Annotated in this window: 29 protein-coding genes and 1 pseudogene; 19 read left to right on the plus strand and 11 right to left on the minus strand. The window is 67.4% G+C overall.

Annotation, left to right across the window (positions count from 1 at the left end):
• Positions 1 to 10 precede the first annotated feature (10 nt).
• The 5 genes from AC5Y4S_RS28810 to AC5Y4S_RS28830 all read left to right on the plus strand — a co-directional run bounded on the left by AC5Y4S_RS28810 (position 11) and on the right by AC5Y4S_RS28830 (position 3796).
• Positions 11 to 1249, plus strand: a complete 1239-nt coding sequence (locus AC5Y4S_RS28810) for an MBL fold metallo-hydrolase (RefSeq protein ID WP_500035940.1) — start codon at positions 11 to 13, stop codon at positions 1247 to 1249.
• The gene (locus AC5Y4S_RS28815; protein ID WP_500035941.1) at positions 1246 to 1995 is read left to right on the plus strand and encodes an SDR family NAD(P)-dependent oxidoreductase; all 750 of its coding nucleotides are present in this window, start codon (positions 1246 to 1248) and stop codon (positions 1993 to 1995) included. The genes AC5Y4S_RS28810 and AC5Y4S_RS28815 overlap by 4 nt, the downstream gene beginning before the upstream one ends.
• 16 nt (positions 1996 to 2011) lie before the next feature.
• Entirely contained in the window at positions 2012 to 2491 is a 480-nt protein-coding gene (locus tag AC5Y4S_RS28820; RefSeq protein WP_500035942.1) for a VOC family protein, read from the plus strand.
• A 1-nt stretch (position 2492) separates the two neighbouring features.
• Positions 2493 to 3464, plus strand: a complete 972-nt coding sequence (locus AC5Y4S_RS28825; RefSeq protein ID WP_500035943.1) for an LLM class flavin-dependent oxidoreductase — start codon at positions 2493 to 2495, stop codon at positions 3462 to 3464.
• A gap of 65 nt (positions 3465 to 3529) precedes the next feature.
• Positions 3530 to 3796, plus strand: coding sequence for a hypothetical protein (locus tag AC5Y4S_RS28830; RefSeq protein ID WP_500035944.1), 267 nt, complete (start codon positions 3530 to 3532; stop codon positions 3794 to 3796).
• 7 nt (positions 3797 to 3803) lie between these two features.
• Here the strand turns inward: AC5Y4S_RS28830 and AC5Y4S_RS28835 are convergent, their stop codons facing one another.
• Positions 3804 to 4688 (minus strand): PfkB family carbohydrate kinase, encoded by an 885-nt coding sequence (locus AC5Y4S_RS28835; protein ID WP_500035945.1) that lies wholly within the window; start codon positions 4686 to 4688, stop codon positions 3804 to 3806.
• A 93-nt stretch (positions 4689 to 4781) separates the two neighbouring features.
• Here AC5Y4S_RS28835 and AC5Y4S_RS28840 point away from each other — a divergent pair, with 93 nt between their 5' ends.
• Entirely contained in the window at positions 4782 to 6251 is a 1470-nt protein-coding gene (locus tag AC5Y4S_RS28840) for a hypothetical protein (protein WP_500035946.1), read from the plus strand.
• Positions 6252 to 6253: 2 nt separating this feature from the next.
• Here the strand turns inward: AC5Y4S_RS28840 and AC5Y4S_RS28845 are convergent, their stop codons facing one another.
• From AC5Y4S_RS28845 to AC5Y4S_RS28865, 5 genes are read right to left on the minus strand one after another with little or no spacing between them, the layout of a single operon-like run.
• A complete protein-coding gene (locus AC5Y4S_RS28845) occupies positions 6254 to 7363 on the minus strand; it encodes an NAD(P)H-dependent amine dehydrogenase family protein (RefSeq protein ID WP_500035947.1) in 1110 nt (369 codons plus the stop codon).
• Positions 7360 to 7965, minus strand: a complete 606-nt coding sequence (locus tag AC5Y4S_RS28850) for a TetR/AcrR family transcriptional regulator (protein WP_500035948.1) — start codon at positions 7963 to 7965, stop codon at positions 7360 to 7362. The genes AC5Y4S_RS28845 and AC5Y4S_RS28850 overlap by 4 nt, the downstream gene beginning before the upstream one ends.
• On the minus strand, positions 7962 to 8735 hold the full coding sequence (locus AC5Y4S_RS28855) for an SDR family NAD(P)-dependent oxidoreductase (RefSeq protein ID WP_500035949.1): 774 nt from the start codon (positions 8733 to 8735) through the stop codon (positions 7962 to 7964). The genes AC5Y4S_RS28850 and AC5Y4S_RS28855 overlap by 4 nt, the downstream gene beginning before the upstream one ends.
• On the minus strand, positions 8732 to 9226 hold the full coding sequence (locus AC5Y4S_RS28860) for a VOC family protein (protein ID WP_500035950.1): 495 nt from the start codon (positions 9224 to 9226) through the stop codon (positions 8732 to 8734). Before AC5Y4S_RS28860 ends, AC5Y4S_RS28855 begins: the two co-directional genes overlap by 4 nt.
• The gene (locus AC5Y4S_RS28865) at positions 9223 to 10293 is read right to left on the minus strand and encodes an NAD(P)H-dependent amine dehydrogenase family protein (RefSeq protein ID WP_068184577.1); all 1071 of its coding nucleotides are present in this window, start codon (positions 10291 to 10293) and stop codon (positions 9223 to 9225) included. Before AC5Y4S_RS28865 ends, AC5Y4S_RS28860 begins: the two co-directional genes overlap by 4 nt.
• A 93-nt stretch (positions 10294 to 10386) precedes the next feature.
• Between AC5Y4S_RS28865 and AC5Y4S_RS28870 the strand changes: the two genes are divergently transcribed.
• From AC5Y4S_RS28870 to AC5Y4S_RS28880, 3 genes are all read left to right on the plus strand, one after another.
• Positions 10387 to 11244, plus strand: a complete 858-nt coding sequence (locus AC5Y4S_RS28870) for an SDR family NAD(P)-dependent oxidoreductase (protein ID WP_500035951.1) — start codon at positions 10387 to 10389, stop codon at positions 11242 to 11244.
• Between the two features lie 75 nt (positions 11245 to 11319).
• Complete coding sequence (locus AC5Y4S_RS28875; RefSeq protein ID WP_500035952.1) at positions 11320 to 11748, plus strand: hypothetical protein; 429 nt, start codon at positions 11320 to 11322, stop codon at positions 11746 to 11748.
• A 15-nt stretch (positions 11749 to 11763) separates the two neighbouring features.
• Positions 11764 to 12144, plus strand: a complete 381-nt coding sequence (locus AC5Y4S_RS28880; protein ID WP_068100416.1) for a DUF1330 domain-containing protein — start codon at positions 11764 to 11766, stop codon at positions 12142 to 12144.
• Here the strand turns inward: AC5Y4S_RS28880 and AC5Y4S_RS28885 are convergent.
• Positions 12141 to 12932 (minus strand): lysophospholipid acyltransferase family protein, encoded by a 792-nt coding sequence (locus AC5Y4S_RS28885; RefSeq protein ID WP_500035953.1) that lies wholly within the window; start codon positions 12930 to 12932, stop codon positions 12141 to 12143. The two genes, AC5Y4S_RS28880 and AC5Y4S_RS28885, sit on opposite strands and share 4 nt — an antisense overlap.
• Positions 12933 to 13068: 136 nt before the next feature.
• On the opposite strand from AC5Y4S_RS28885, the gene AC5Y4S_RS28890 reads away from it, so the two are divergent.
• From AC5Y4S_RS28890 to AC5Y4S_RS28905, 4 genes are read left to right on the plus strand one after another with little or no spacing between them, the layout of a single operon-like run.
• A complete protein-coding gene (locus tag AC5Y4S_RS28890; protein ID WP_500035954.1) occupies positions 13069 to 14424 on the plus strand; it encodes a WS/DGAT/MGAT family O-acyltransferase in 1356 nt (451 codons plus the stop codon).
• Positions 14425 to 14430: 6 nt separating this feature from the next.
• Positions 14431 to 14916, plus strand: a complete 486-nt coding sequence (locus AC5Y4S_RS28895) for an NUDIX hydrolase (RefSeq protein ID WP_500035955.1) — start codon at positions 14431 to 14433, stop codon at positions 14914 to 14916.
• A gap of 1 nt (position 14917) precedes the next feature.
• Complete coding sequence (locus tag AC5Y4S_RS28900; protein WP_500035956.1) at positions 14918 to 15823, plus strand: haloalkane dehalogenase; 906 nt, start codon at positions 14918 to 14920, stop codon at positions 15821 to 15823.
• Between the two features lie 31 nt (positions 15824 to 15854).
• The gene (locus AC5Y4S_RS28905) at positions 15855 to 17084 is read left to right on the plus strand and encodes a cytochrome P450 (RefSeq protein WP_500035957.1); all 1230 of its coding nucleotides are present in this window, start codon (positions 15855 to 15857) and stop codon (positions 17082 to 17084) included.
• Between the two features lie 307 nt (positions 17085 to 17391).
• Here AC5Y4S_RS28905 and AC5Y4S_RS28910 read toward each other — a convergent pair whose 3' ends face one another.
• Both AC5Y4S_RS28910 and AC5Y4S_RS28915 read right to left on the minus strand, forming a co-directional pair.
• Positions 17392 to 17760 (minus strand): hypothetical protein, encoded by a 369-nt coding sequence (locus AC5Y4S_RS28910; protein ID WP_068132742.1) that lies wholly within the window; start codon positions 17758 to 17760, stop codon positions 17392 to 17394.
• 40 nt (positions 17761 to 17800) lie between these two features.
• The gene (locus AC5Y4S_RS28915; RefSeq protein WP_500035958.1) at positions 17801 to 18250 is read right to left on the minus strand and encodes a hypothetical protein; all 450 of its coding nucleotides are present in this window, start codon (positions 18248 to 18250) and stop codon (positions 17801 to 17803) included.
• 229 nt (positions 18251 to 18479) lie between these two features.
• On the opposite strand from AC5Y4S_RS28915, the gene AC5Y4S_RS28920 reads away from it, so the two are divergent.
• Entirely contained in the window at positions 18480 to 18875 is a 396-nt protein-coding gene (locus tag AC5Y4S_RS28920; RefSeq protein WP_500035959.1) for a hypothetical protein, read from the plus strand.
• Between the two features lie 13 nt (positions 18876 to 18888).
• On the opposite strand, the gene AC5Y4S_RS28925 is transcribed toward AC5Y4S_RS28920, so the two are convergent.
• Positions 18889 to 19959 (minus strand): ATP-dependent DNA ligase, encoded by a 1071-nt coding sequence (locus AC5Y4S_RS28925; RefSeq protein WP_500035960.1) that lies wholly within the window; start codon positions 19957 to 19959, stop codon positions 18889 to 18891.
• Between the two features lie 11 nt (positions 19960 to 19970).
• Between AC5Y4S_RS28925 and ligD the strand changes: the two genes are divergently transcribed.
• Entirely contained in the window at positions 19971 to 21008 is a 1038-nt protein-coding gene (gene ligD / locus AC5Y4S_RS28930) for a non-homologous end-joining DNA ligase (RefSeq protein WP_500035961.1), read from the plus strand.
• 127 nt (positions 21009 to 21135) lie between these two features.
• Complete coding sequence (locus AC5Y4S_RS28935) at positions 21136 to 21543, plus strand: universal stress protein (RefSeq protein ID WP_500035966.1); 408 nt, start codon at positions 21136 to 21138, stop codon at positions 21541 to 21543.
• A gap of 118 nt (positions 21544 to 21661) precedes the next feature.
• Here AC5Y4S_RS28935 and AC5Y4S_RS28940 read toward each other — a convergent pair whose 3' ends face one another.
• Positions 21662 to 21796 (minus strand): hypothetical protein, encoded by a 135-nt coding sequence (locus AC5Y4S_RS28940; protein WP_255404410.1) that lies wholly within the window; start codon positions 21794 to 21796, stop codon positions 21662 to 21664.
• Between the two features lie 284 nt (positions 21797 to 22080).
• Between AC5Y4S_RS28940 and AC5Y4S_RS28945 the strand changes: the two are divergent.
• The 3 genes and pseudogenes from AC5Y4S_RS28945 to AC5Y4S_RS28955 form a co-directional block, all read left to right on the plus strand.
• Positions 22081 to 22191, plus strand: a pseudogene (locus AC5Y4S_RS28945) (ATP-dependent DNA ligase); the annotation flags it as partial.
• An 88-nt stretch (positions 22192 to 22279) separates the two neighbouring features.
• Positions 22280 to 24094, plus strand: a complete 1815-nt coding sequence (locus tag AC5Y4S_RS28950) for an ATP-binding protein (protein ID WP_500035962.1) — start codon at positions 22280 to 22282, stop codon at positions 24092 to 24094.
• A gap of 98 nt (positions 24095 to 24192) precedes the next feature.
• Positions 24193 to 24496: hypothetical protein (locus tag AC5Y4S_RS28955; protein ID WP_500035963.1), on the plus strand; the 304-nt coding region annotated here is incomplete at its 3' end.

Consider the following 24496-nt stretch of genomic DNA (forward strand, 5'->3'; position numbering starts at 1 on the left):
GTCAACAACGATGTTCGAGCCGATCTATCGCGAGAGGCCCGGCGCCGACGGCCTGCGCCCGGCGGCTGCCGAAAAGGCCGAGCAGATCGCGCCGGGACTGTGGTGCTCGCCGGGGCTGTCGAACGCCTACCTGCTGACCACCGCCGAGGGCCGGGTCGTCGTCAACACCGGCATGGGCTTCGAGGGGCCGGTGCACCGCGCCAACTTCGACGCCGTCGACCCCTCGCCGGTGCGCTACATCATCTTCACGCAGGGCCACGTCGACCACGTCGGCGGCCTGGACAGCGTGCGTGACCCCGACACGACGGTTGTCGCGCAAGCGAACTGGACGGCGTGGCGCGACGACAACGAAAGGCTGATCCCGTACCGCGCCGCCCGCAGCGCGTTCGCCTTCAAGGACACGTTGGCGTCGGGAATCCAGGACATCCAGCGCCGGCTCGGCACCAAGCGGCTGCCCGCCCAGAGTGTCCCCGCCGTCGATCTCGACTTCGGGGACACCCTGACCCTGGAGCTCGGCGGGCGGCGCATGGAGTTGATAGCCGTGCCAGGCGGTGAGACCACCGACTCGCTGGTGGTATGGCTGCCGGACGAGCGGATCTGCCTGTGCGGAAACACCTTTGGTCCGATATTCGGCCACATCCCCAACCTCGTCACCATGCGCGGCGACCGGTACCGTGACGCCCTGACCGCCATCGAGTCGGTCGAGCGGGTCCGCGACCTCGAACCCGAACTCCTGGTGACCGGTCATTTCGAACCGATCGCGGGAGGGGAGCGCATCAACGCCGAATTGACCCGCCTGCGTGACGCGATCCGGTACGTCCACGACCAGACCGTCGCCGGGATGAACGCGGGCAAGGACGTCCGCACCCTGATGCGCGAGATCAGCCTGCCCCCGGAATACGAAGTGGGCCAAGGCTACGGAAAGGTCGACTGGGATGTGCGCGCCGTGTGGGAGAACTACTCGGGTTGGTTCCATCATCGTTCGACCACCGAACTGTATCCGGTCGGTTTCGAGGCTGTCGCCGCCGACGTGGTCGAGCTGGCCGGCGCCGACGCGCTGGTGGACAGGGCGCGGGCGCACCTCGAGGCGGGGCGGCCACTGCACGCCATCCACCTCGCCGAGCTGGTTCCCCGCGACCACCCGGGGGCCCGTGACGTGTTGAACGGTGCGCATGAGACGCTGCTGGCCGGCAGCACCAACTTCTGGGAAAGTGCTTGGCTCAGAAACCAACTAGCGAGGAACGCATGACGGCGCGAGTCAGCTTCGACTTCACCGGGACGACCGTCTTGGTCACCGGTGGCACCAGCGGGATCGGCCATGCCACCGCGACGCTGTTCCGGGACGCCGGAGCCGACGTCACCATCACAGGAACCAAACCCGCGGCCGCGGACTACGACACCGACCTGTCGGGCATGACCTATCAACAGTTGCGCATCACCGACCCCGAATCGGTGGACGCGTTGGCACAGACGTTCGCGGGCCTCGACGTCCTGGTGAACAACGCCGGCGCGAATTTCCCCGGCGGACTTGACGAGTCGAAACCCGACGGTTTCGACGCCTCGGTCGCTCTCAATCTGATCGGTCCCTACCGGCTCACCGTCGCGTTGTACCCGGCGCTGAAGTCGTCGACCGCCACCGGCGGCGCCAGCGTGGTCAACGTCGCGTCGATGTCTGCGCTGCGCGCCGTCCCACTGGTCCCCGGCTACGGCGCCGCGAAGGCCGGCGTCGTCTGCATCACGCGCAACCTCGCGGTGAAGTGGGCGCGCAAGGGAATCCGGGTGAACGCGGTGGCGCCGGGCACGATCGACACCCCGATGACCGCGCCCATGCACGGCGCGGCCGAGCTGGTCGAATCCGAGCTGGCCCACATCCCGTTGCACCGCTTCGGATCGGTCGGGGAAATCGCGCCGACGGTGGCCTTCCTGTGCACGGAGCAAAGCAGCTATACCAGCGGCGCGCTCTTCGTCGTCGACGGCGCGTCGGACTGTGTCTGAAAGCAAGGGACTCACAATGACATTCGCTCTGCACCCGCAGGACTTCTACCACACCGGCGTCGTCGTGCCCGACCTCGGCGCGGCGATGGCCAGGCTGAGCGCGCTGGCCGGCTACCGGTGGATCAATCCGATGAGCTATACGCTGCCGTTTCGCACCGCCTCCGGCGTCCGCGAATTGACGTCGACGATTGTCTACTCCTTGCAGAGCCCCCACGTCGAACTGGTGCAGGAGGTTCCCGGCAGCCCGTGGACGGCGGCGCCGGGTAACGCCGTCCATCACCTCGGCTACTTCAGCGATGATTTGGCCGAGAGCGCGCGGGCGTTGGAGGCCAACGGCTTCACTCTCGAGATGACCGCCGATACGCCCGGGTCCGAACTTTCGCTGTTCGCCTACTTCACGGACGCTTCGGGCACCCGCATCGAGATCGTCGACCGCGCGCTTTTCCCCGACTTCCCCGCCTTCCTGCAGTCGATGGCGGGGCAGGAGGAGGCGTGACGTGCTGCTGAGCGTGCTGCGCTTCAATTTCGCGTCACCGCAAGGTGATCCGCGCACCCAGAGCGCGCTGCTCCGCGCCGCGCTCGAGCTGGCGCAGTGGGGCGAGTCGCGCGGCATCACCTCGATCAGCGTCGACGAGCACCACGCGACCGGGCATGGGTGGAGCTGCAACCCGATCATGGCCGCGTCGATGTTCCTGGCCCGAACCACGACGCTGATCGCCAGCGTCGACTGCGCGCTGGGACCGCTGTGGAATCCGGTCCGGCTCGCCGAAGACATCGCGCTCGTCGACAACATGAGTCGCGGCCGGCTGCTCACGACGGTGGGCCTGGGCTATCGAACGGTCGAATACGATTCGCTCGGAATGGATTTCGGCCGCCGCGGCGAGTTGATGGACGGCCTGGTCGAGCGGATGCTCTCCGTGTGGTCCGGCGCTGGCGCGGACGCGGGAGTCTGCACCGGCACCTGGACCCGGCCGCACCCACCGTTGTTCGTCGGCGGCGGTTCGCGGGCGACGGCGCGGCGCGCCGCACGTTTTCGGCTCCCGCTCAGCCTCGCCGACCACTTGCCCGACATCGCCGCCTACTACCGCGAGCTTTGTGCCGAGGTCGGCCTCAAGCCGCTCGTCGTCATGCCCGCAGCGATCAACCGCGGGATGATCTTCCTGCACGAGGACCCCGATCGCGCCTGGGCGGAGCTCGGCGATCACATCCTCTGGGAGGCAGTCACTTACGGCGCCTGGTCACACGAGCAGCGTTCACTCATGCACCTGCCCGGCGTGCGGACCCTGGACGAGGTCAGGGCGTCGGGACGATACCGGTTCCTCACGCCCGATGAGCTGATCGCCGAGGTGCGTGACGCAGAGGACTTCGGGCCGCTCGTCATGCACCCGCTGGTGGGCGGCATGCCCGTCGACGAGGCGTGGAAGTCGGTCCAGCTGCTCACCGACAAGGTCCTGCCCGCGCTCACCTGATTGCGCACCCGAATAAGGGGTATGGCCCTTGCGTCCGGAACTGAGATCACAAGGATGGGGAACCCGTGAAATCTGTAGCCAGCAGGGGAGTCGCACTCTTCGGTGGTGTCGTGATGGTCGTCTTCGGGGTCGCCTTGGGTGGCACCGTCAACGCCTCCGCGACCAACGCGCCCGCGGCGCCGCCGACTTCGTCCAGCCCCGCTCCGCCGCCCCCACCGTCGTCGGTGCCCTCGTACGGCGGCGGCTCCGGCAGCGTGCCCCCCGCCGGGGGAGGCGCCGGGGGAGGCGCGGGCGGCGGCGCTGGTGGTGGCGCCGGGGGCGGTGGCGGCTAGGCCGCTCTCACGAAGCGAGCCCGGTCAGGTCGGGCCGTCCGCCGAGGCGCTGCACCGTCGAACTGGCGGCCGCCGCCGCGCGCCGGCCCGCCTGACGCGGCCCGGCACCGTCACGCAGGGCGGCGATGAGCCCGGCCACGAAGGCGTCTCCGGCGCCGGTGGGATCGACCACCTTCACGTCGGCGAACTCGAGCAGCTCGCGGTCGGCCTGCCAAGCCAGTAGGTCGCCGACGTCCGGGACGGCGAGCGCCACCAGCTCGGGACCGCGCGTCAACAAGTCGTCGGCCACCGCCGCCGCTTGCTCCACGGTGGTGACCTCCGTGCCGGCGATCAGGGCAGCCTCGGTCGAATCTGCACGCAGCACGTCGACCATGGCGAGGAGGTCGTCGCGGACATCGGGTGCCGGCACGCCGTCCGCGACCACCCGCAGTCCCCGCCGCCGCGCCCGCCGCGCCGCCGCCAGCGCGGTGTCGGGCGGCTGCTGCAGCTGGATGGACACGGTGTCGGCGTCCTCCCATAAGGCGGCGCTCCGGTCGAGGTCGGCCACGCGAACCAGGGAGCTTTCCGGCACGTCTTCCAGCAGCATGCGTTCCGCCGGCCGGCCGACGATGTCGATCAGCAGCGCCGTGGTGCCGCGGCGCACGACACCGTCGACGTCGATGCCGTCACGCTCCGCTTGTTGCAGCACCGAGGTGCCGGCCGAGTCGTCGCCCACCACGCCGATGAGCGCGACCGGAGCCCCGAGCTGAGCCAGACCGACCGCCTGATTGGCGCCCTTGCCGCCGAGCAGCTCGTCGCGCTGCAGGACGGTCTTCGCCTCGCTCGCCGACGGCGGCCCGTCCGTACGCAACACCAGATCGCGCCCGATTTGCCCGATCACCACAACGCTCATGGGAATACTGTGCCCATTCAGCTCGCCGCGAATCGCCGGGCGGCGAGGTGTCGCCGTGTGGTTCGATCAGCACAAGACGAGGTCAGGAGAAAAGTGACTCGACGATTCGGCCGGATCTTTGTGATCCCGTTCATCTGGGCGTTGGCGATGCTGATCGCGCCATCGGCGTGGGCCGACGCCTACACCGACCAGGTGGTGGGCAGGTTCAACGCGCAGACGCATGTGGTTGCGGACCCGGCGGGCAGGCCGCCTCTGCAGAACCCGGACAGGGTGAACGACCAGATCCTGACCACTCGATGGGCGTGGAGCTCGACACCCCGCCTCTGGATCGCCGCGGTGGCCCCCGACCAGACCGGCGTGACGACGGCGGATGCCATTCACAACGTCATCCTGGGCCGCGATCCCGGGTTCAGCGGCGTCATCCTTGTGATCGACGCCAGGGGCTACCACGTGCGGGCCTACAACGTGCCGCGGGAGGTCGCCGACAGCGTGAATTCGCTCCTAGACCAGTCGGCCCGGGCCCACCGCAACGATCCCTACGGCGCGACCAGTGAGTTCGTCAGCAAGCTGGCCGGTGTGAGCGTCGCGTCGGGCGGGCCGGTGACGACCTCCCCGGTCGGCACCGCGAAGCACACCAGCTGGACTTGGCTGTGGGTGCTGCTGATCTTCGTCGGCGTGGTGCTGGCGATCTGGTTCGCCGTGGGGCGAAACCGCAAGCGCCGCAAGGACGCCGAGGCGCGCGAGCGGATCAAGGAACAGTTGATCGCCGCCGAATCCGAGGCCGCCGACCTCGATAGCGCGGTAATCGCCAATGCCGACATAGACGTCAGCGCCGAGTCGTTGAAGGCGAACGCCAGCCTGTCCGACGCCCGCAAGGCGTACCAGGCGGGTGATTACACCGCGGCCCGGGCACACCTGCGGGCCGTGCAGTCCACCGTCGACAAGGCCAATCGCAAGCTGAACCCGGCGGCAATCCCCAATGTTAACGCCGTGACCTCCGTGCCGCCCGGGGAGCGCAAGCAGGCCACGGTGCAGGCGAGGAACCCGGACACCGGGCAGGTCGTGACGATCAACAACAACAACTACAGCACCACACCGCAGCCGGGCTACGCGAACTACTACCCCGGTGGCTACCACAACGGAATGTTCTTCTACCCCGGCTACTACCCGTACGCGTTCTGGGGTCCGGGCTGGGGCTGGGCCATCGCCGATGTGCTGCTGGTCGATGCCCTGCTGGACGACCACTGGGGCGGCAGCTACGACCGCGGGTTCGAGGACGGGCGGGATTCAGCGCTGGCCAATTCGGGCTATGACGGTTACCAGGGCGGCTACGACAGCAACTACGACAGCCAGCAGGGCGACGTCGGCTTCGACGGGAATTACCAGTACTCGGGTGGCGGCGACACCGGCTTCGGCGGCGACTCGTACTCCGGCGGCGGCGACGTCGGTTTCGGCGGATTCGATTCGGGTGGCGGTTGGGACTCCGGCGGCGGGTTCGACTCCGGCGGCGGCTTTGACTCCGGTGGGGGCTTCGACTCCGGCGGAGGAAACGACAGCTTCTGACCTCAGAAGGCGGGGATCCCGTCGCGGTGCGGATGCAGCGCTCCGATCGGGGAGGTCAGCGGAAGGTGCAGCGCGTCAACGATTCCGGGCTCGGCGGCGCAGACCCACGGGATGGCGTTGACCGCGCGCATGCCGGTGGCCAGCAGTCCGTGATCGTTGTGGCTGTCACCGGGCCGATGTCCCACCTCGAACTCGGCGTCGAAGCTCGGTTCGCCGTCGACGATGACGCGCCAGATGCCGTCGGTGCCGCCGGTTCGGCCCTTCGGCCAGTCGGGGGCGAGGTCGTCGGCGATGCGGTCGACGTGCTCGATGGTGATGACGTCGACGCCGTCGACGACGCCGATGCAGCGGGCCCGGGTGGCGCCGACCGTTCCCGCCTCGACAAGCCCGAAGGCGGTGGGGATTTCGCGTGGCGTGGGCAAGAACTCGCACGTCTCGCGGATGTCGTCGAGCTCCACCCCCAGCGCCTCGGCGACCATGGTGACGGCGGCGCCCCAGCCCCAGCGCAGCACGCCGGGCATCATCAACCCGCCCTGGTAATCGAGGGGTTGGCCGAAGCCGAACAGCTCGCGCATGTCGTATTCGGCCGGGTACTCGGAATAGTTGGTGATTTCGATGCCGCGCACCGAATACACCTTGTGTGACATCGACATCAGTGCGATGGGGAACAGGTCGGCGCCGAATCCCGGCTCGATGCCGCTCGAGAACAGCGAGCTGCCACCGGCTTCGGCCGCGCCGCGGATCGCATCGGTCACCTTGGCGGGCATCGACCCTCGCGGGTAGACCAGTCCCGGTATCGCGGTGGTGACGACATTCTTTCCAGCGGAAAGGATTCGGCACAGATCGCCGATCGCTTCCTTCATTCGTGGCGGCGCCGGCGCAGCGTAGACGACGCAGTCCGCGTCGCCACGGAGGATGTCCGACTCGTCCTGGGTGGCGGTGACGCCGAGTGGGTCGATGCCCGCGAGTTCGCCGGCGTCCTTGCCGTTCTTGCTGTCCGAGTGCACCCATACCCCGACGAGGTCGAGGTTCGGCCGGTCGGCGATGGTTCGGATCGCGTACTTGCCCACTCCGCCGGTGGCCCATACCGCTACCTTGTACGTGTCGTTCACGATTTCGACTTCCTTCGCCAATGCGGGCTCTTGATGGCCTCGACGGCGTCGGTGACGTAGCCGTCGAGCGGACGGGGTTTCCTGGTGGACTGGCGCACCCACCGCTGGAACGCGAAATCGCCTGCGGCGAAACCGAGTTGGACCAGCAGGCCGGGCCGGATGTCGGTGTCGGGGTTGGTTCCCATCCGCTCGCCGATCAGCTTCGTCGCGCGCTCCTTGTCCGCGGGTGTGTGCAGCGTGACCTTGTCGAGCAGGCCGGGCGCCACCAGCAGCGCCTCGCGCCACTCCTCGCAGTCGGCCGGGTCGAACGATCGGGTGCGGACGACGATCGCGTTGACCAGCGCGACGTCGGGTGATTCGGTGGCGGGCCGCTCCTCGAGCAGGCTGACGATCGCCGCGCCACCGTGGCGCAGCGGCGCGAGCAGCAGTTCCTCCTTGGCCGGCACGTGCCGGAAGAAGGTGCGCGGTGAAACACCTGCGGCCGAAGCGATTTCCTCCGTCGTCACGGCGTCGTAACCGCGCTCGACGAACAGCCGGAACGCCGCGCGACGGATGTCGGCGCGGATCTGGGCGCGCTGTCGTTCCCGCAACGACTGGCTCAACGGAAGCAGCCGATCCCGCCGTCGACCTGGATCGTCTGGCCGGTGATGAACGTGGCGTCGGTGCTGAGCAGGAACGCCACCAGTGCGCCCACGTCGGTGCGGACGTCGCCGATGCGTTTCATCGGGACCCGCCCGACGGCCTTGGCATAGTCGTTGGGCGCGAACTGCTTCCACGCTTTGACGCCGTCGGACTCGGCGAACGGGCAGATGACGTTGACGCGGATGTTGTCGCGTCCCCACTCCAAGGCGGCGACCTTGGAGAGCCCGCGGATGCCTTCCTTGGCGGCGGCGTAACCGCCCCACTTGGGTTCGCCGCCGGTGCCGGTGCCGGAGCCGAGGTTGACGATCGACCCGCCGCCGGCCTCGACCATCAGCGGGTACACGGCCTGCATCAGCAGGAAGGTGGCCCGGGGTCCGACGTCGTACCCGAGCGCCAGGTCCTCGGTGGTGATGTCGACGAATCGCTTGGGCTCGTTGGTGGCGATGGCGTTGTTCACCAGGCCGTGCACGGTGCCGAACGCGTCGACCGCGGCCGCCGCGATCCGCGGTGCGCTGGCCGGGTCGCGCAGGTCGGCGACCAGTTGTTCGGCGCGCCCGATCTGCTTGAGTTCGGTGGTGGTCGCGTGCAGGACCTCGTCCTGGATGTCCACGAGCAGCACCGACGCGCCGCGTTCCAGCAGCGCCGCGGCGATGCCCTTGCCGACGCCCTGCGCGGCGCCGGTGACGATCGCGGCGTGGCCGCGCATCGAGTCGGGGTGCGAGTAGCTCATCGCGCCGGCCCCAGCTGAAGCGGCACGCCGCGGTGCATCTCGTAGGTGCTGCGCGCGCCGTCGGGCAGCTCGATGAACTCGACCGGAGTTCCGTCGGGATCCTTGACGAAAAACATTCGCACCCCGCCGATTTCGAACGGATCCTGGTCGGGCGGATAGCCGGCGGCGGCGATGCGGCGGTGGGCGTCGTCGAGATCGGGCACCCGCAGCGACACGTTGTGGATGCCGGTGATGCCGCGCCGCTGCTTCTCGGTGCCGGGTTGGGCGCCGAGTGAGAGGAGCTCGACCATCAGCCCGCCCAGCAGGCCGCCCACCACCCGACCCTCCTGCTTTCGCTTCGCGTGCAATGCGGCGTCGAAGGGCTCGCCCGAAATCAGCGTTTCGAAGACGACGTCCATGCCGAGCGTGTCGCGGTAGAACGCCAGCGCGCGGTCCATGTCGGTCACCCCGACGACGAGGTGACAGAACGACACGTCGTTCAGCACGGTCACGGCTTTTCCGCGAGATCCGGTGCCGGGCGCCCGGCGAACAGCGGGAGGTCGAGGTAGGTCTTGATGCCCGGCTCGGCGGCGCAGACGTCGGGGATCGCGTTGACGCAGTGGTTGGCGGTGGCCACGACGCCCGGATTCTTCACCAGCCCTTCGGCGATCGTCTCCGGTTGCAACCCCTTGAAGGTGAGGCTGACGCTGGGGTCGCCGGTGATCTCGACCTCGAAGCGTTCGCCGCGCCCGCCGAAATTCCAGGCCGGGTCCAGGTTTTCCTCACCCATCAGCCAGTTGACCGCGGCGGTGATGACCGGCTCGCCGTCAACGAGCGCCTGCCAGCGGAACCGGCGCGCGGCCACCTTTCCCGTAGTTATCGGGAACGGGGCGTAGTCAATGTCGGAGGTCGCCACAGCGACGTCCTGGATGGTCCTGATGTTCGGCTCGATGCGAAATCCCATGTGATCGGCCACCATTCGCACCGACTGCTTGAAACCTGCCTCGAGCAGGCTGGCCATGGGTCCCTGCATCGCTTCCTCGGGGGTGCCGCCGAATCCCATGATGTGGCGCACGACATCCGGGGCGTTGTAGGTGCGGATGTCCGAAAACTCCTCGGCGCGCACGTGGGTGACCGCCGAGGAGAGCGAGGACAACATCAGCGGGAATCGCTCGGTGATGCCGCCGGGGTGGATTCCCGAGCCGTGCAGCGTCACACCGTTTTCGAGCGCGGCGTCGGCGATGGCCTGGTGACGCGGGTTGCTCAGGTCGGGGTACACCCAGCCGACGGGGGTGACCACGTTCTTGCCGGACCGCAGGATCGCCAGCACCTCGTCGTCATTGGGGACCAGCGGGCTGTACACGACGCAATCCGCGTCGAGGGCCAGCACGTCGTCGACGCTGGTGGTCGCCGTGACACCCAGGGGCGGGGCTCCGATGATCTCGCCCACGTCCACGCCGTCCTTGTTGGCGCTGTGCACCCAGCACCCGACGAGTTCGAGCTGCGGATGATTCAGCACGCATGCGATGGCGGCCTTGCCGACGCCCCCGGTCGCCCATTGGATGACCCGAATGCTCACCTGTGACCTCCCGAGTGCTTTACACGCCAACGGCTGGAATGGCACAGTATGACCCGCTGACAGTCACTGTCAATAATGCATGGGAGGCTGGCGATGGGCGCACTCGACGGCAAGGTCGCGATCGTCACCGGCACCAGCCGCGGCGTCGGCGTCGGCATCGCACACGAGTTGCTGCGCGCCGGTGCCACGGTCGTCGGCTGTTCCCGCTCGCCCCTGGACACCATCCCCGGCATCGACGCCGACTGGGAGAGCCGCGCATCCCAAAAGGTTTGCGATCAAGGCGATTACCGCTCGATCGACTCGTTCGTCGCCGACGTCGTGGCCGCCCACGGGCGTGTCGACATCCTGGTGAACAACGCCGGCGGCACGGTGCCGGCGCCGCACGCCGAAAGCATTCCCCCGCTCGTCTCGCGCATTCAGGGCGCACCGGACAGCGACGACGACTACGAGCGCACGGCGCTGTTTCACGCGTTCGCGGTGCAGATGAACCTCATCAGCCCGCTCTGGTTCGCGATCCGCGCGTACCGGCAGATGTGCACCCAGGACGGCGTGGGCTGCATCATCAACATCTCCAGCGGCGCGGGGCACCCGGCCGGATCTCCGACCCTGGTCTCCTACGGGGCGGCCAAGAGCGGGCTGAACCATCTCACCCGGTCGCTGGCCGAGGAATGGGGGCCTAAGGTCCGGGTCAACTGCGTCGCCCTGGGACCGACCATGACCGAGAACTTCCGGTCGTTCGTGTTGCCCAAAGACGACCCGACCGGCGAAAAGTACTTCGCCGCAGTGCCGTTGCGCCGTGCGGGGGAGCCCGCGGAGGTGGGCCGCGTCTGCGTGTTCCTGGCCGGCGGGGACGCGGACTTCGTCAACGGCACCACCATCGAATGCGACGGCGGCATGCTGCCGGGCGTGCTCTACGACGCGGGCCTGAAGACCATCACCGATCTGCTATAGCAATCGCCCACCTCGACCGACGTCGATCTGCTACTTTCCGGACACGCCAACGGTTCCGCGAGGCTGGGAGGCATCGTGCATCGGACAGTCGCTGCCGCACTGGGGGCCGCACTGGGATTCGTCGTGCTCGGGTGCGTCGGGACGCCCCGGGCCGCCGCCGACAACCCGGTCTGCGGCCAGACGTGGTGTGCCTTCTTGTCCCCGTCACGCAACATCAGCTGCGAGATCAACTATCAACGTAGCCCCGGCATACCGGACGGGACGTATTGCCAGACGATGTCGCCGCCGCAGTCCGTGCACATGTCCCCCGACGGGACGTACAAGAGCTGCACCGGAGAATCCTGCCTCGGAAACCCCGGTGAGGGCACGCCCGCCCTGCCCTACGGCCAAACCGCATCGCTCGGCCCCTTCAGCTGTCAGTCGGAACCCAGCGGCATCACATGCAAGGCGACGTCAGGTCGCGGCTTTTCCATCTCCAACGCGGGGATCACGCCCGCCGGATGATTCGAGGAGATTCGCATGAGCAGCTCGCTTGAGCCCACCCCGGAGCAGTTCGCGGCGCTGGCCGCCAGGCCCGCCGACGCGCCCGTGCTGATGGTCAACCTGCTGAAATTCAAGACCGCCGGCGGGCTCGAGTCCTACCTGCAATACGGGCAGGAGGTCGCGCCGCACCTGCAACGCGTGGGTGCGACGCTGCGGTACGCCGGTGCGGCGCCGACCGTCGTCATCGGTGACGGCGAACGGCCTTGGTGGGACGCGATTCTCATCGTCGAATACCCGACGCCGCAGGCGTTCATCGACATGGTGACCACGCCTGAGTACGCGAAGGTGCACGAGCATCGCGCCGCCGGGCTGGAGCGCGGCGACCTCATCGCCACCTCGGCGTGGGCGGTCGCCTAACCCAGGATGGGCACGCGGCGTTCGCGTCCCAATCGATCGAGCGCGGCCTGCATGACCGAGCGGACGTAAGCGTCGACCTCGTCGACGTCGGGATCCTCGCCGAACCGCTCGGCGACGTCGATGGGCTCCAGCACCTGGTAGACGATCTTGGTGGGCAACGGCATGTTGGCCGGAAAGAACACCGACATGCCGAACGGGAAGCCGATGGTAACCGGGAGAATCTCGATCCGAAAACGCTTGAGCCCCAGGCTCTTCGCCAGCCAATTTCCGCGCGTGAGGAAAAGCTGGGTCTCCTGCCCGCCGATCGACACCGCCGGCACGATCGGCACGCCCGCTTCCAGGGCGGTCCTCACGTATCCGGTGCGGCCATCGAAGTCGATGACGTTCTGGCGCAGCGTCGGACGGAACGCGTCATAGTCGCCACCCGGGAAGGCCAGCACCACCGCACCCGAACGCAACGCCTCGCCGGCGTTCTCCCGGCTGGCGTGGATGACGCCGAGTCGTCCCAGTGCGGCGCGAAACGGTGTGAAGAACACGCCGTAGTGGGCCACGGTGTATAGCGGGCGGTCGTAGCCGAACTTGCCGTACAGCGCCGGCGCCAGCACGTTCCAATCGGGCGTCAGCACGCCGCCGGAATGGTTGGACACCAGCAGCGCGCCGCCGGCCGCCGGGACGTTTTCCAGGCCCCGAACTTCCGGGCGGAACCAGCGCGTGATGACCGGATTCACCGCGTTGATCAGCATCTCGGTGAAGGTCGGGTCCCACTTCGCGATTTCGGGATAAGTCATTTCGTCACCCGCCGACTCGTCGCTATTCGAGTGTTGCGATGGTCCCGCAGTGGCGGCCGCCTCGACAGGGCCGCAATCCCCGGACGGAGGGGACTAAAGACCTTGCGTCTTGCGCTGTTCGCGGTCTAATGGGTGCATGGAACCGATGGCGCCCACCGACGGGGTATTTCTTCTGGGCGAATCCCGTGAGCATCCCATGCACGTGGGGGGCTTGTCGTTGTTCGAACCGCCGGAGGGCGCAGGCCCCGAATTCGTCCGCGAGTTCACCGACGCGCTGATCGCCAACGACGAATTCCAGCCCACCTTCCGCAAGCACCCCGCGACGCTGCTGGGCGGGATATCCCCGATGGCGTGGACCTATGACGACGAGGTCGACGTCGACTACCACGTCCGGCGCTCGGCGCTGGCAGCACCGGGCCGGGTTCGCGAACTGCTGGAGCTGACGTCCAGGCTGCACACCGGTTTGCTCGACCGCCACCGCCCCCTGTGGGAGCTTTACGTGGTGGAGGGGCTGAACGACGGCCGGTTCGCCATGTACAGCAAGATGCATCACGCGCTGATCGACGGCATTTCGGCGATGAAGCTGATGCAGCGCGCAATGTCGATCGACCCGAACGACAACGAGATTCGGGCGATGTGGAGCCTGCCCAGGCGAAAGCGCACGTCCGGCCCCGCATCTCGGTTCGGCTCACTGGTCAAGACGTTGGGATCGCTTGCGGCGCTCGGCCCTTCGACGGTTTCGCTCGCCCGCGCGGCGCTGTTCGAGCAGCAGGTGACGTTGCCCTTCGGGGCCCCGCGCACCATGCTGAACGTCAAGATCGGCGGCGCGCGGCGCTGCGCCGCGCAGTCGTGGTCGGTGGACCGCATCAAAACCGTCAAGGCCGCCTCGGGTGTGACTCTGAACGACGTCGTGTTGGCGATGTGCGCGGGCGCCCTGCGCTACTACCTGCTCGAGCAGAACGCGCTGCCGGACACCCCGCTTGTCGCGATGGTCCCGATGAGCCTGCGCAGGGAGGACGAGGCAGACGCCGGCGGCAACCTCGTCGGAGCGATCCTCTGCAATCTGGCAACCGACACCGACGACCCCGCAGAGCGGCTGCAGACCGTCAGCGAGTCGATGCACAAGAACAAGAGGGTGTTCTCCGAGTTGCCCCGTGCCCAGGCGCTGGCGCTTTCGGCGGTGAACACGGCGCCGCTCGCCCTGGCGGCGGTTCCCGGGTGGGTGTCGTCAATGTCGCCGCCGTTCAATCTGGTCATCTCGAACGTGCCGGGGCCTCGCGAACGGATGTATTGGGGCGGCGCCCGGCTCGACGGCAGTTATCCGCTTTCTATTGCGTTGGACGGGCAGGCGCTGAACATCACCCTGGTCAGCAACGCGGGCAACCTCGATTTGGGACTGGTCGGATGCCGTCGCAGCGTTCCACACCTGCAGCGCCTACTCACGCACCTAGAGTCGGCGCTCAAGGATCTGGAACGGGCCGTCGGGGTCTGACCGTCCATGCCCACGCTCAGTGCGGGTGTGTTGTTGTACCGGGCGCGTGACGGCGTCGTCGAAGTCCTGATCGCGCATCCCGGTGGTCCGTTCTGGGCCCGCAAAGACGAGGGGGCCTGGTCGATACCGAAGGGGGAATACGCCGACGGCGAGGACCCCTGGACGGTTGCGCAACGCGAGTTTTCCGAGGAGTTGGGGCTGCCGGTGCCGGCCGGGCCGCGGCTCGACCTCGGCCCGCTGAAACAACCGAGCGGCAAGGTGGTCACCGCCTTCGCCGTCGGGGCCGACCTCGACGTCACCGACGCACACAGCAACACCTTCCAGATCGAGTGGCCAAAGGGCTCGGGCCGGATGCGGGAGTTCCCCGAGGTCGACCGGGTCGGCTGGTTCGCGGTGGCGCAGGCGCGCACGAAGCTGCTCAAGGGCCAGCGTCCGTTTCTCGATCGGTTGATGGCGCATCCGGCACTGGCCGGCCTAACCGAGGGGGGTTGACATGCAAACACTGCGCACACCCGACGAGCGGTTCGACGACCTGCCCGATTTTCCTTATGCCCCAAGGTATTGCGAGATCGCCGACGGTGACGGCGGGACGGTGCGGGTCGCCTGGGTGGAGGACGGGCCGCCAGGCGCCGACCCGGTTCTCATGCTGCACGGCGAGCCGTCGTGGTCGTTCCTGTACCGCAAGATGATCCCGATCCTGGCCGCCGCGGGGCATCGGGTCGTCTGCCCCGACCTGGTCGGGTTCGGTCGTTCGGACAAGCCGACCCGTCGCGAGGACCACAGTTACGCGCGCCACGTCGAATGGATGCGGGCCGTCGCCTTCGACGTCCTCGACCTTCGTCATGTGACGCTGGTCGGCCAGGACTGGGGCGGGTTGATCGGCTTGCGGCTGGCGGCCGAGCATCCCGAACGGTTCGCCCGCCTGGTCGTCGCCAATACCGGCCTGCCGAACGGCGAGCAGCCGATGGCCGAGGACTGGTGGCGCTTCCGCAAGGCCATCGCCATCGCTCCGGATCTGAACATCGGCTGGTTCGTGCAGGGCGGTTGCAGCACGCAGCTGAGCGGCGAGGTGCGCGAGGGCTACAACGCGCCGTTCCCGGACGACCGGTTCTGCGCCGGCCCGCGCGCCATGCCCACCCTGGTGCCGACCTCGCCGGACGATCCCGCGGCCGCGGCAAACAAGGCGGCGTGGGCCAAGCTGTCCGTGAGCCCGACGCCCATGCTCGTCGCGTTCAGCGACGGCGATCCCATCACCGGGCCGATGGCCGCGATCTTTCAGCGCGAGATGCGCGGCGCGCAGGGCATCGATCACCCGACGATTCGCGGCGCGGGTCACTTTCTGCAGGAGGACGCCGGCGAGGAACTGGCCAACCACATCGTGGAGTTCTTGCGGCGCTGAGCGTCCCGTGCGGTGCGGGCAGAATGTGAGGATGACGACCGCCGCCCAAGCCGAATCGCAGGGTCTCCTGCTGCAGCTGCTCGACCCGGCCAACCGCGCCGACCCGTATCGGCTCCTTGCGCAGTTTCGCGAGCGCGGACCGATCGTGCTGCCGGAGACGACGCTGGTCGTCTTTTCGGCTTACCGGGACTGCGACGAGGTGTTGCGGCATCCCTCGTCGAGCAGCAGCAACGCGAACTCGACGGTGGCGAAGCGCCAGCTCGAGGCGGGCGTGGTGCAGCCCCGGCTTTTCCCGCCGGGATTCCTGTTCCTCGATCCTCCCGATCACACCCGGCTGCGCAAGCTGGTCGCCAAGGCCTTCTCGCCGAAAGTGGTGAACGCGCTGCAGCCCGAAATCACCGCGCTGGTCGACGGGCTGCTCGATCGGATCGCCGAGAAGGGCGAGTTCGACGTCGTCGAGGATTTCGCCTATCCGCTGCCCGTGGCGGTGATCTGCCGGCTGCTCGGCGTGCCGCTCGACGACGAGCCGCACTTCAGCCGCGCGTCGGCGGTACTCGCGCAGGCGCTGGACCCGTTCTCGACGATCACCGGCGTGCCGCCCGACGTCATGGACGAGCGGATGCAGGCGGTGCGGCGGCTGCGCGGATATCTCCACGAGTTGATCGAGCGGCGCCGGTCGAAGCCGGGCGACGACCTGCTGTCGGGCCTGATCGCGGTGGAGGAGTCCGGCGATCAGCTGACCGAAGAAGAGATCGTCTCCACCTGTAACCTGCTGCTGATCGCGGGGCACGAGACCACGGTGAACCTGATCGGCAACGCCATCCTGGCCATGCTGCGCAACCGCGTGCACTGGTCGGCCCTGGGCGCCGACGCGGGTCGGGCGCCGGCGATCGTCGAGGAGACCCTGCGTTACGACCCGCCAGTGCAACTGGCCGGGCGAGTCGCCCTGGCGGACATGACGATCGGCGACGTCGACGTGCCGGCGGGCGACATCATGATGGTCCTGCTGGCCGCGGCCCAGCGTGACCCCGCCGAGTTCGACCGGCCCGACACGTTCGACCCAGACCGAGGGACCGTGCGGCACTTGGGTTTTGGTCGCGGAATCCATTACTGCCTGGGCGCGCCCCTGGCGCGGCTGGAAGCCGGCACAGCCCTGTCGGCGGTGACCGCCCGCTTCCCGGACGCCCGGCTGGCCGGCGAGCCGCAATACAAGGCGAACGTCACCCTGCGCGGTTTGTCGCAGCTGAAGGTCTCCGTCTAGCGGCGAACGTTCACATGATGCGCTGGCGGTAGGCCTCGTCGTGAATCCCGCTGTGCGCGAACGGCCGTGCGTGGGGCGCGGGAGATTCGCCGCGGCCCGGCCGATTGTTTTCCGTTCCCTGAGGTGTCAGGTGGCGTGCGGTAAGGCAAATGACCATGATTGCCTGGGTGGCCCAGCAGTACCACGTCATTGACGTGCTTCTTGTCCTAGCATGCCATCACCGTACGAAAGTGCTGTTGCGGCAACGCTGCCGGCGATGATCGACTTGCTACAACCTGCTCACCGGCAACTGTCGCGGCTGGTGAGATCAGCCGCGTTCCCAGGGCGCGGTCTCGTCCATCTTCTTGTAGTACTTCGCCAGGTGACTTTTGACGCGGTCGATGTCGGCCTTGGGTAAATCGATGCCGCCGCGTGCGCCGTCCATGATCGCGCCGGCGATCATCACTCCGCGCGGGACCGCTTTGAGTTCGCCGCCGATCACGTCGGCGAACAGCAACTTGTATGCGGTGAAGTTGTCCTTCTTGTCGCTGTCGTACCAGATGTGGGCGTCCCGGTATTTCTGGTTCGGCTTGTCCTCGGCACCGGCCCACTTGCGGACGCGCTTGTCGGCGGCGTCCCCGTCCCACTTGCGGTCCCGATCGGCCAACGGCAGGTCCTTAAATGCTGTTACTGACATTCTTTTCGCGTGCCCGCTCCCGGGCCGGGATAAACGCCGCTCAGGCCTCGGGTTCGGTGCCTTCCCCGTCGTCGGCCCCCGGGCTTGCCTCGACCAAGGAAATCGACACCGGGATTGGTGTGGCCAACTCGATCTTTCCCTGCGGGTCGTAATAGGCGCCGATTGTGTACTCGCCCACCGACTCGACGGAAATGATGAGGTCTTGGGTAAAGCACCGATACTTGGACGGCTTATCGCCGTCGTCCGGCCAATGCCACTTCCCCTCCAGGCTGCCGCGGGGTGTCCCGCCGGGATCTTTGCACACGACATGTAGTTCCGGGTCGTAGTCGCCGCCGCAGCGTGCGTGCACCACCAGCACGACCGGAACCTTTGCCGTTAAAGGGATTTGCGGAACCTGAAAGCCCGTCGTGGGGATGCGGGTGGCGTAGATCGCGCCGGTGTCGTCGAGCGCGGCGGTGCCGGCCACGAAAAGCGCGGCGATATTGAGCATCACGACAGCTTAGTGGGCGTCCCGCAGCCGAATTCGGGGGTTTCCATTCGGTGCGGCAGTCGCAAGAATTTCGCAAGTGGGCGGCGATAGGTTACGGCCCACAGTGGCGAAAGGAACCCTCGGCGCCGAAATTGGGACCGGTAGCGGCGCCGGCGATGTCGACTTTGTTCAGTACAGCGGCCCACCCGGGCCTCGATCGGAAAGGACAATGATGAACAACGTTCGTTCCATGACAGGGCGAATCGCGCGGCTGGCGACCACCGCGGTGGTGGCCGGCGGTCTCGGCGTTGCCGGCCTGGGTCTGACCGTGGGAACCGCGTCGGCCCATCCCGGTCCCGCGCCACTGAACGCGTGGCCCGGTTGCCCGGAGGACCACCCGCAGGGGCCGTGCCACTGGTGCCCGGGACAAGCGCTGCCGCCGACCGGCAACCACGTCACCAACCCGGTGATCTGGGACAACAACATCTGCCACACCTACTACTACGTGTACTTCGGGCAGGGGAACGTCGCCCAAAACATCTGGGACGGAGACAATCCGCCGCCGCCACCCCCGCCGGCGCCACCGGGCCTGATCAACAGGGACAACTGCCAGCAGATCCTCGGGATGTTCTGCCCTCACGCGTGATCCGACGGTGCCCCTAGTCGGGCCCCAGCCCGGGGACGATGTCGCCGAGGCGGAAGGTGACCGGCTGTTCGAGTTGCGCGTAGGTGCACGAGCGCGGCTCGCGGTCGGGGCGCCACCGGCTGAACTGGGCGGTGTGGCGGAACCGCGGGCCCTCCATGTGGTCGTAGCGGACCTCGACCACCCGCTCGGGCCGTAGCGGCACGAACGAGAGGTCCTTGCCCGCGTTCCAGCGCGAGAATTCGTTCTTGCGTGGGGTGCGTTCGCCGGCTTCGTGCGCGGCCCAGTTCCACGGGTGGCCGTCGAAAGTGGTTACCAGCGGCTGCAATTCGGTAAACAGCCGCCGCCGTTCGGCCATCGGGAAGGCGCCGATCACGCCGACCGACGCGAGCTGGCCGTCGTCCGTGTAGAGCCCGAGCAGCAGCGAGCCGATCGCGTCGCCGCCGGACTTGTGCACCCGGTAGCCGGCGACCACGCAGTCGGCGGTCCGTTCGTGTTTGACCTTGAACATGACGCGCTTGTCCGGCTGATACGTGATGCCCAGCGGCTTGGCGATGACCCCGTCGAGGCCGGCGCCCTCGAACTCCTTGAACCATCGTTGCGCGGTTTCCATGTCGGTGGTGGCCGGCGTGACGTGGATCGACGGCCCGGAATCGGCCAGGGCGTCGACGAGGGCCGCGCGCCGCTCGCTGAACGGGCGCCCGGTGTAGTCGTCGTCACCCAGGGCGAGCAGGTCGAACGCGATGAAGGAAGCCGGCGTCTTCTCGGCCAGCATCCGCACCCGCGAGTCGGCCGGGTGGATCCGCTGTTGCAGCGCCTCGAAGTCTAGGCCGTGGTCGGTGGCGACGACGATCTCGCCGTCGATCACGCAGCGCTGCGGCAGCTCGGCCCGCACCGCCGCGACCAGCTCAGGGAAATACCGGGTCATCGGGCGCTCGTTGCGGCTGCCCAGTTCGACGTCGTCGCCGTCCCGGAAGCAGATGGACCGGAATCCGTCCCATTTGGGTTCGTACGACGCTTCCGGCGGCATCGAGTGCACCGGCTTGGCGAGCATCGGCGACACCGGCGGCATGACGGGTAGGTCCATAAGCTGAGGATATGGCTGCTGCAGAAGAGCTCGACGTCGACGGCATCGCCGTGCGGGTCACGAACCCCGACAAGGTGTACTTCCCCGCCCTGGGCGCTCAGGGCACCAAGCGTCGGCTCGTCGAGTACTACCTGGCGGTGGTCGGGGGTCCGATGCTGACCGCGCTGCGCGACCGGCCCACCCATCTGCAGCGCTTCCCGGACGGCATCGACGGCGAGGAGATCTACCAGAAGCGGGTGCCGCAGCATCATCCCGACTACCTGGAGACCTGCCGGGTGACCTTCCCGTCGGGCCGCACCGCCGACGCGCTGAAGGTGACGCACCCGTCGGCCATCGTGTGGGCGGCGCAGATGGGCACGGTCACGCTGCACCCGTGGCAGGTGCGCTGCCCGGACACGGACCATCCCGACGAGTTGCGGATCGACCTGGATCCGCAGCCGGGCACCGGATTTGGGGAAGCGCGGGCGGTGGCCGTCGACGTGTTGCGACCGCTGCTCGACGAACTCGGTCTGGTCGGTTATCCGAAGACGTCCGGGGGCCGCGGGGTGCACGTGTTCCTGCGCATCGCCCCCGAGTGGGACTTCGTCGCGGTGCGCCGGGCGGGCATCGCGCTGGCCCGCGCGGTGGAGCGCCGCGCACCCGATGCGGTGACCACGTCGTGGTGGAAGGAAGAGCGGGGCGAGCGGATCTTCATCGACTTCAACCAGAACGCCCGCGACCGCACCATGGCGTCGCCGTACTCGGTGCGGCGCACGCCGATCGCGACCGTGTCGACGCCGCTGACGTGGGACGAGTTGGCCGGCGCCGATCCCGACGACTACACCATGGCGACCGTGCCCGACCTGGTGAAGAGCCGGGACGATCCGTGGGCCGCTATGGACGACGTCGCCCAGTCGATCACGCCCCTGCTCGAGCTGGCGGCGGCCGACGAGGAGCGCGGGCTGGGCGACATGCCGTATCCGCCGAACTACCCGAAGATGCCGGGCGAGCCGAAGCGCGTTCAGCCGAGCCGGGACACCGATCTGACTAGGAAAAACAAGCCGAAATGAGTAGTCAGCCTGCTAGCGGCTTCTATCACGCGCGGGCCCGTTACGCGCGACCTCATCGGCCCCTACACTGTGGCAAATGAGCGGCTATCAGACCGTCGTGGTCGGCACCGATGGCTCGTACACGTCGATGCTGGCGGTCGACCGCGCAGCGGCGATCGCTGCGGATCAGGGCGCGAAATTGATCGTTGCTACGGCGCATGCCCCCGTCCGCGAGGAAAAGGGCCGCTACGCCATCCCGCCGGGAAGCGACCACGGCGCGGACTACCGGACGCAGCGCGAAACCCCCTTCCGCGAGATCCTGCGGGACGCCAGCGACCGGGCGTACAAAGCCGGGGCCAAGAACGTGCTGCAGGAGGCGATCGTCGGCCATCCGGTCGACGCGCTGGTAAATCTGGCCGAGGAGGTCCATGCCGACCTACTGGTCGTCGGCAACGTCGGGCTCAGCAAGGTCGCCGGGCGGTTGCTGGGAGCAGTCCCATCCGAAGTCTCCCGCAGGGCCAAGACCGACGTGCTGATCGTCCACACCACCGATTGAGGCTCGCTAACAACCCCGCCGGGGAATCGTTGCGTCTTGACCGCCGCCAGTCAGAAAGTCGCGTACTGCGCGCAGAGGTGCGATGGCTGGGTAATGACGGCGGTTTGCGTGCTCATGGTCAGGCTTGTACGAGCAGGCTGATCGCCAGCCGGTCTACGGCTTGGTCGATCCGGTCTTGGCTTTGTAGCTCGATGGCGACGAACGCGCGGGTCAGGTGGTAGTCGATCCGGTCGGGCGTGGCGTGAACATTCATTTCAAGGCTCCGATCTTTCGCGTCCTTGATTGAAATGAACGGTTTATGCGTTCGAATTGATCTCCGCCCAACCGGCATTGAGTAGAGATCATGATCACAAAGCTCCGTTGTGCCGCACCAGCTGCGCCAGCGGTGAGCGGCCCCGACTTACTGGCGTAGTTGGGCCATGTCCCGGGTCTGGTTGGCGGGAAAGGCTCTTCGACCGGATTGCCAGCAGTCTTCAAGCTTCCGCAAAACGGGGCGAAATTCACCCGATAACACCCTGCACAACGCCACCGACGGATCTGCGTTTCCGCAGTGAGAACAACGCTCAAGGCTTAGGCACCCCGAAGATGCCGGAGGAGCCCAAGCGGGTGCAGCCGAGCCGGGACACCGATCGGAAGATGGCGACCTAGCGACTTTCAAGTTGCGGGGCCGTCAGCCGTATAGCGCCTTATCCTGAGCGTGCCGTGTGATTCGGGGGCCGGGATTGGCGGAGGTCGGATGACGGCCGTATTGGCGTGCCGCGTGTGCGGCACCGAACCCCTGGAGCATGCGCGCTTCTGCCACGGATGTGGTTCACGAGTCCAACAGGGCGATACCCGTGCAGAGTACAAGCAGGTGACGGTTCTGTTCGCCGATGTTGCGCGCTCGATGGACATCGCCGCGGCGGTCGGCGCAGAGCGGCTTCGCGAAATCATGACCGAGCTGGTCGAGCGTTCGGCTTTGATGGTGAAGCGCTATGGCGGCACCGTCGACAAGTTCACCGGCGACGGGATCATGGCGGTGTTCGGCGCACCGGTGGCGTTGGAGGACCACGCCATTCGCGCGTGTTTGGCGGCCCTGGGCGTTCAGCAAGAGGTCAAGCGGCTTGCCGTCGACGTCCAAGAGTGCGACGGAGTGGACCTTCAGTTGCGCGTGGGATTGAACTCCGGTCAGGTGATCGCCGGTGAAATCGGTTCGAGACCGTTGGGTTACACCGCCGTCGGTGAGCAGGTCGGCTTCGCGCAACGACTGGAATCGGTCGCTCCGCCCGGAGGGGTAATGCTCAGCGAATCGACTGCTCGCCTGGTGCAGGATTCAGCGGAGCTGAGCGATCCGCAATTTGTGCACGTTAAGGGTGCCCGGGATCGTGTACCCGCGCGGCTACTGCTGGGTGTAAGCAATAGGACCGCGATCGAGCGTCGGCAGTCGACATTCGTCGGCCGCACCAGTGAAATCGCGACACTGGCTGGTCACCTCGAGCGGGCGACCAGCGGCGAGGGCCAGGTAGTGATCGTTGTCGGGGCACCCGGTATCGGCAAAAGCCGAATCGCTTCCCAGCTGGCGACCCTCGCCCGTGACCGTGGTGCTGAGGTGGTCAGCGTGGAGTGCCAATCCCACGCCACTGACGTCCCACTCGGGGTGGCGGCCCAGCTCCTACGGGAGACGTTCGGCGTCGGCGGGACCGAACCCAATGTCGCCCGGGCCAGACTTCGAGCACAGTTCGCCGACAGCGATGGTGATGACGTTCTGCTGCTCGAGGACCTGCTCGGCGTCGCAGACCCGGGCGATCCGATGCCCGACATTCCGCTGGACGCCAGCCGAAGGCGCCTCGCCCGTTTGATCAACACCGCACTGCTCGAACGAAGTGCACCTGCACTCTATGTCGTCGAAGACGTCCATTGGATCGACGAAGCCAGCGATGCTCTACTCGCTGAATTAATTTCCGCGCTGGCGCAGAACCGGTCGATGGCCCTCGTTACCCACCGACCTGAGTACGGGGGCGCGCTTCTGCAGGCAACGAGCACAACGACGATAGGGCTTGCGCCGCTTGCCGACGTCGACACGAGGGCTCTCGTCACCGAACTCCTGGGTCCGCAGGACTCGGCCGCTGCGCTCTTGCCACAGATCTGTAACCATGCCGGCGGCAATCCGTTTTTCGCCGAAGAGATCGTGCGTGACCTTGCCGAACGCGGCGTCTTGACCGGCACCCGAGGTGCTTACACCTGCCCGGGCGGCTCGGCCGAAGTGAAGGTGCCGGCAACCCTGGAAGCCGCCATCGCAGCGCGCATCGACCGTCTCGACGCCGCAGCCAAACAAACGCTGAATTCGGCGGCCGTGGTCGGCTCTCCGTTCGATGCCGACATGATCGCCACCCTCGTCGATGGTGACACCGACCGTTATATGGCCGCGTTGGTCGATGCCGAACTCATCGACGAGGCCAAACGTGAACCGCAGGTCGAGTACGTTTTCCGGCACCCGTTGCTCAGGACCGTCGCCTACGAGTCGCAGCTGAAATCTGCACGGTCAAACAACATCGGCGTATTGCCGCAGTAATCCAAGAACGCGACGCGCATTGCCTCGACCAGAGCGCGGCGGTCATTGCGGCGCATCTCGAGGCTGCTGAGGACCTCCGTGCGGCGTTCATGTGGCATATGCGGGCGGGCGCATGGTCGTCGACCCGCGACATTCGGGCGGCCCGCACCAACTGGCGACACGCCCGCGATGTCGCCGACAGGCTGCCCTCGGCGGACGCCGACCGGACCGCGATGCAGACCACGGCGCGCACGGCGCTGTGCGCCACGGCCTGGCGGGTCGGCATCTCCACCGCCGACACGGGATTCGACGAGCTCCAGCAGTTGTGCAGTGCATCCGGAAACGAACTGGCACAGGCGGTCACTACGGGTCTGCTCGCGGCGGCCCGCTATCGCGACGGTGATCTGGCCGAGGCATGCCGGC

Source organism: Mycobacterium sp. NGS64 (genome assembly GCF_059812245.1).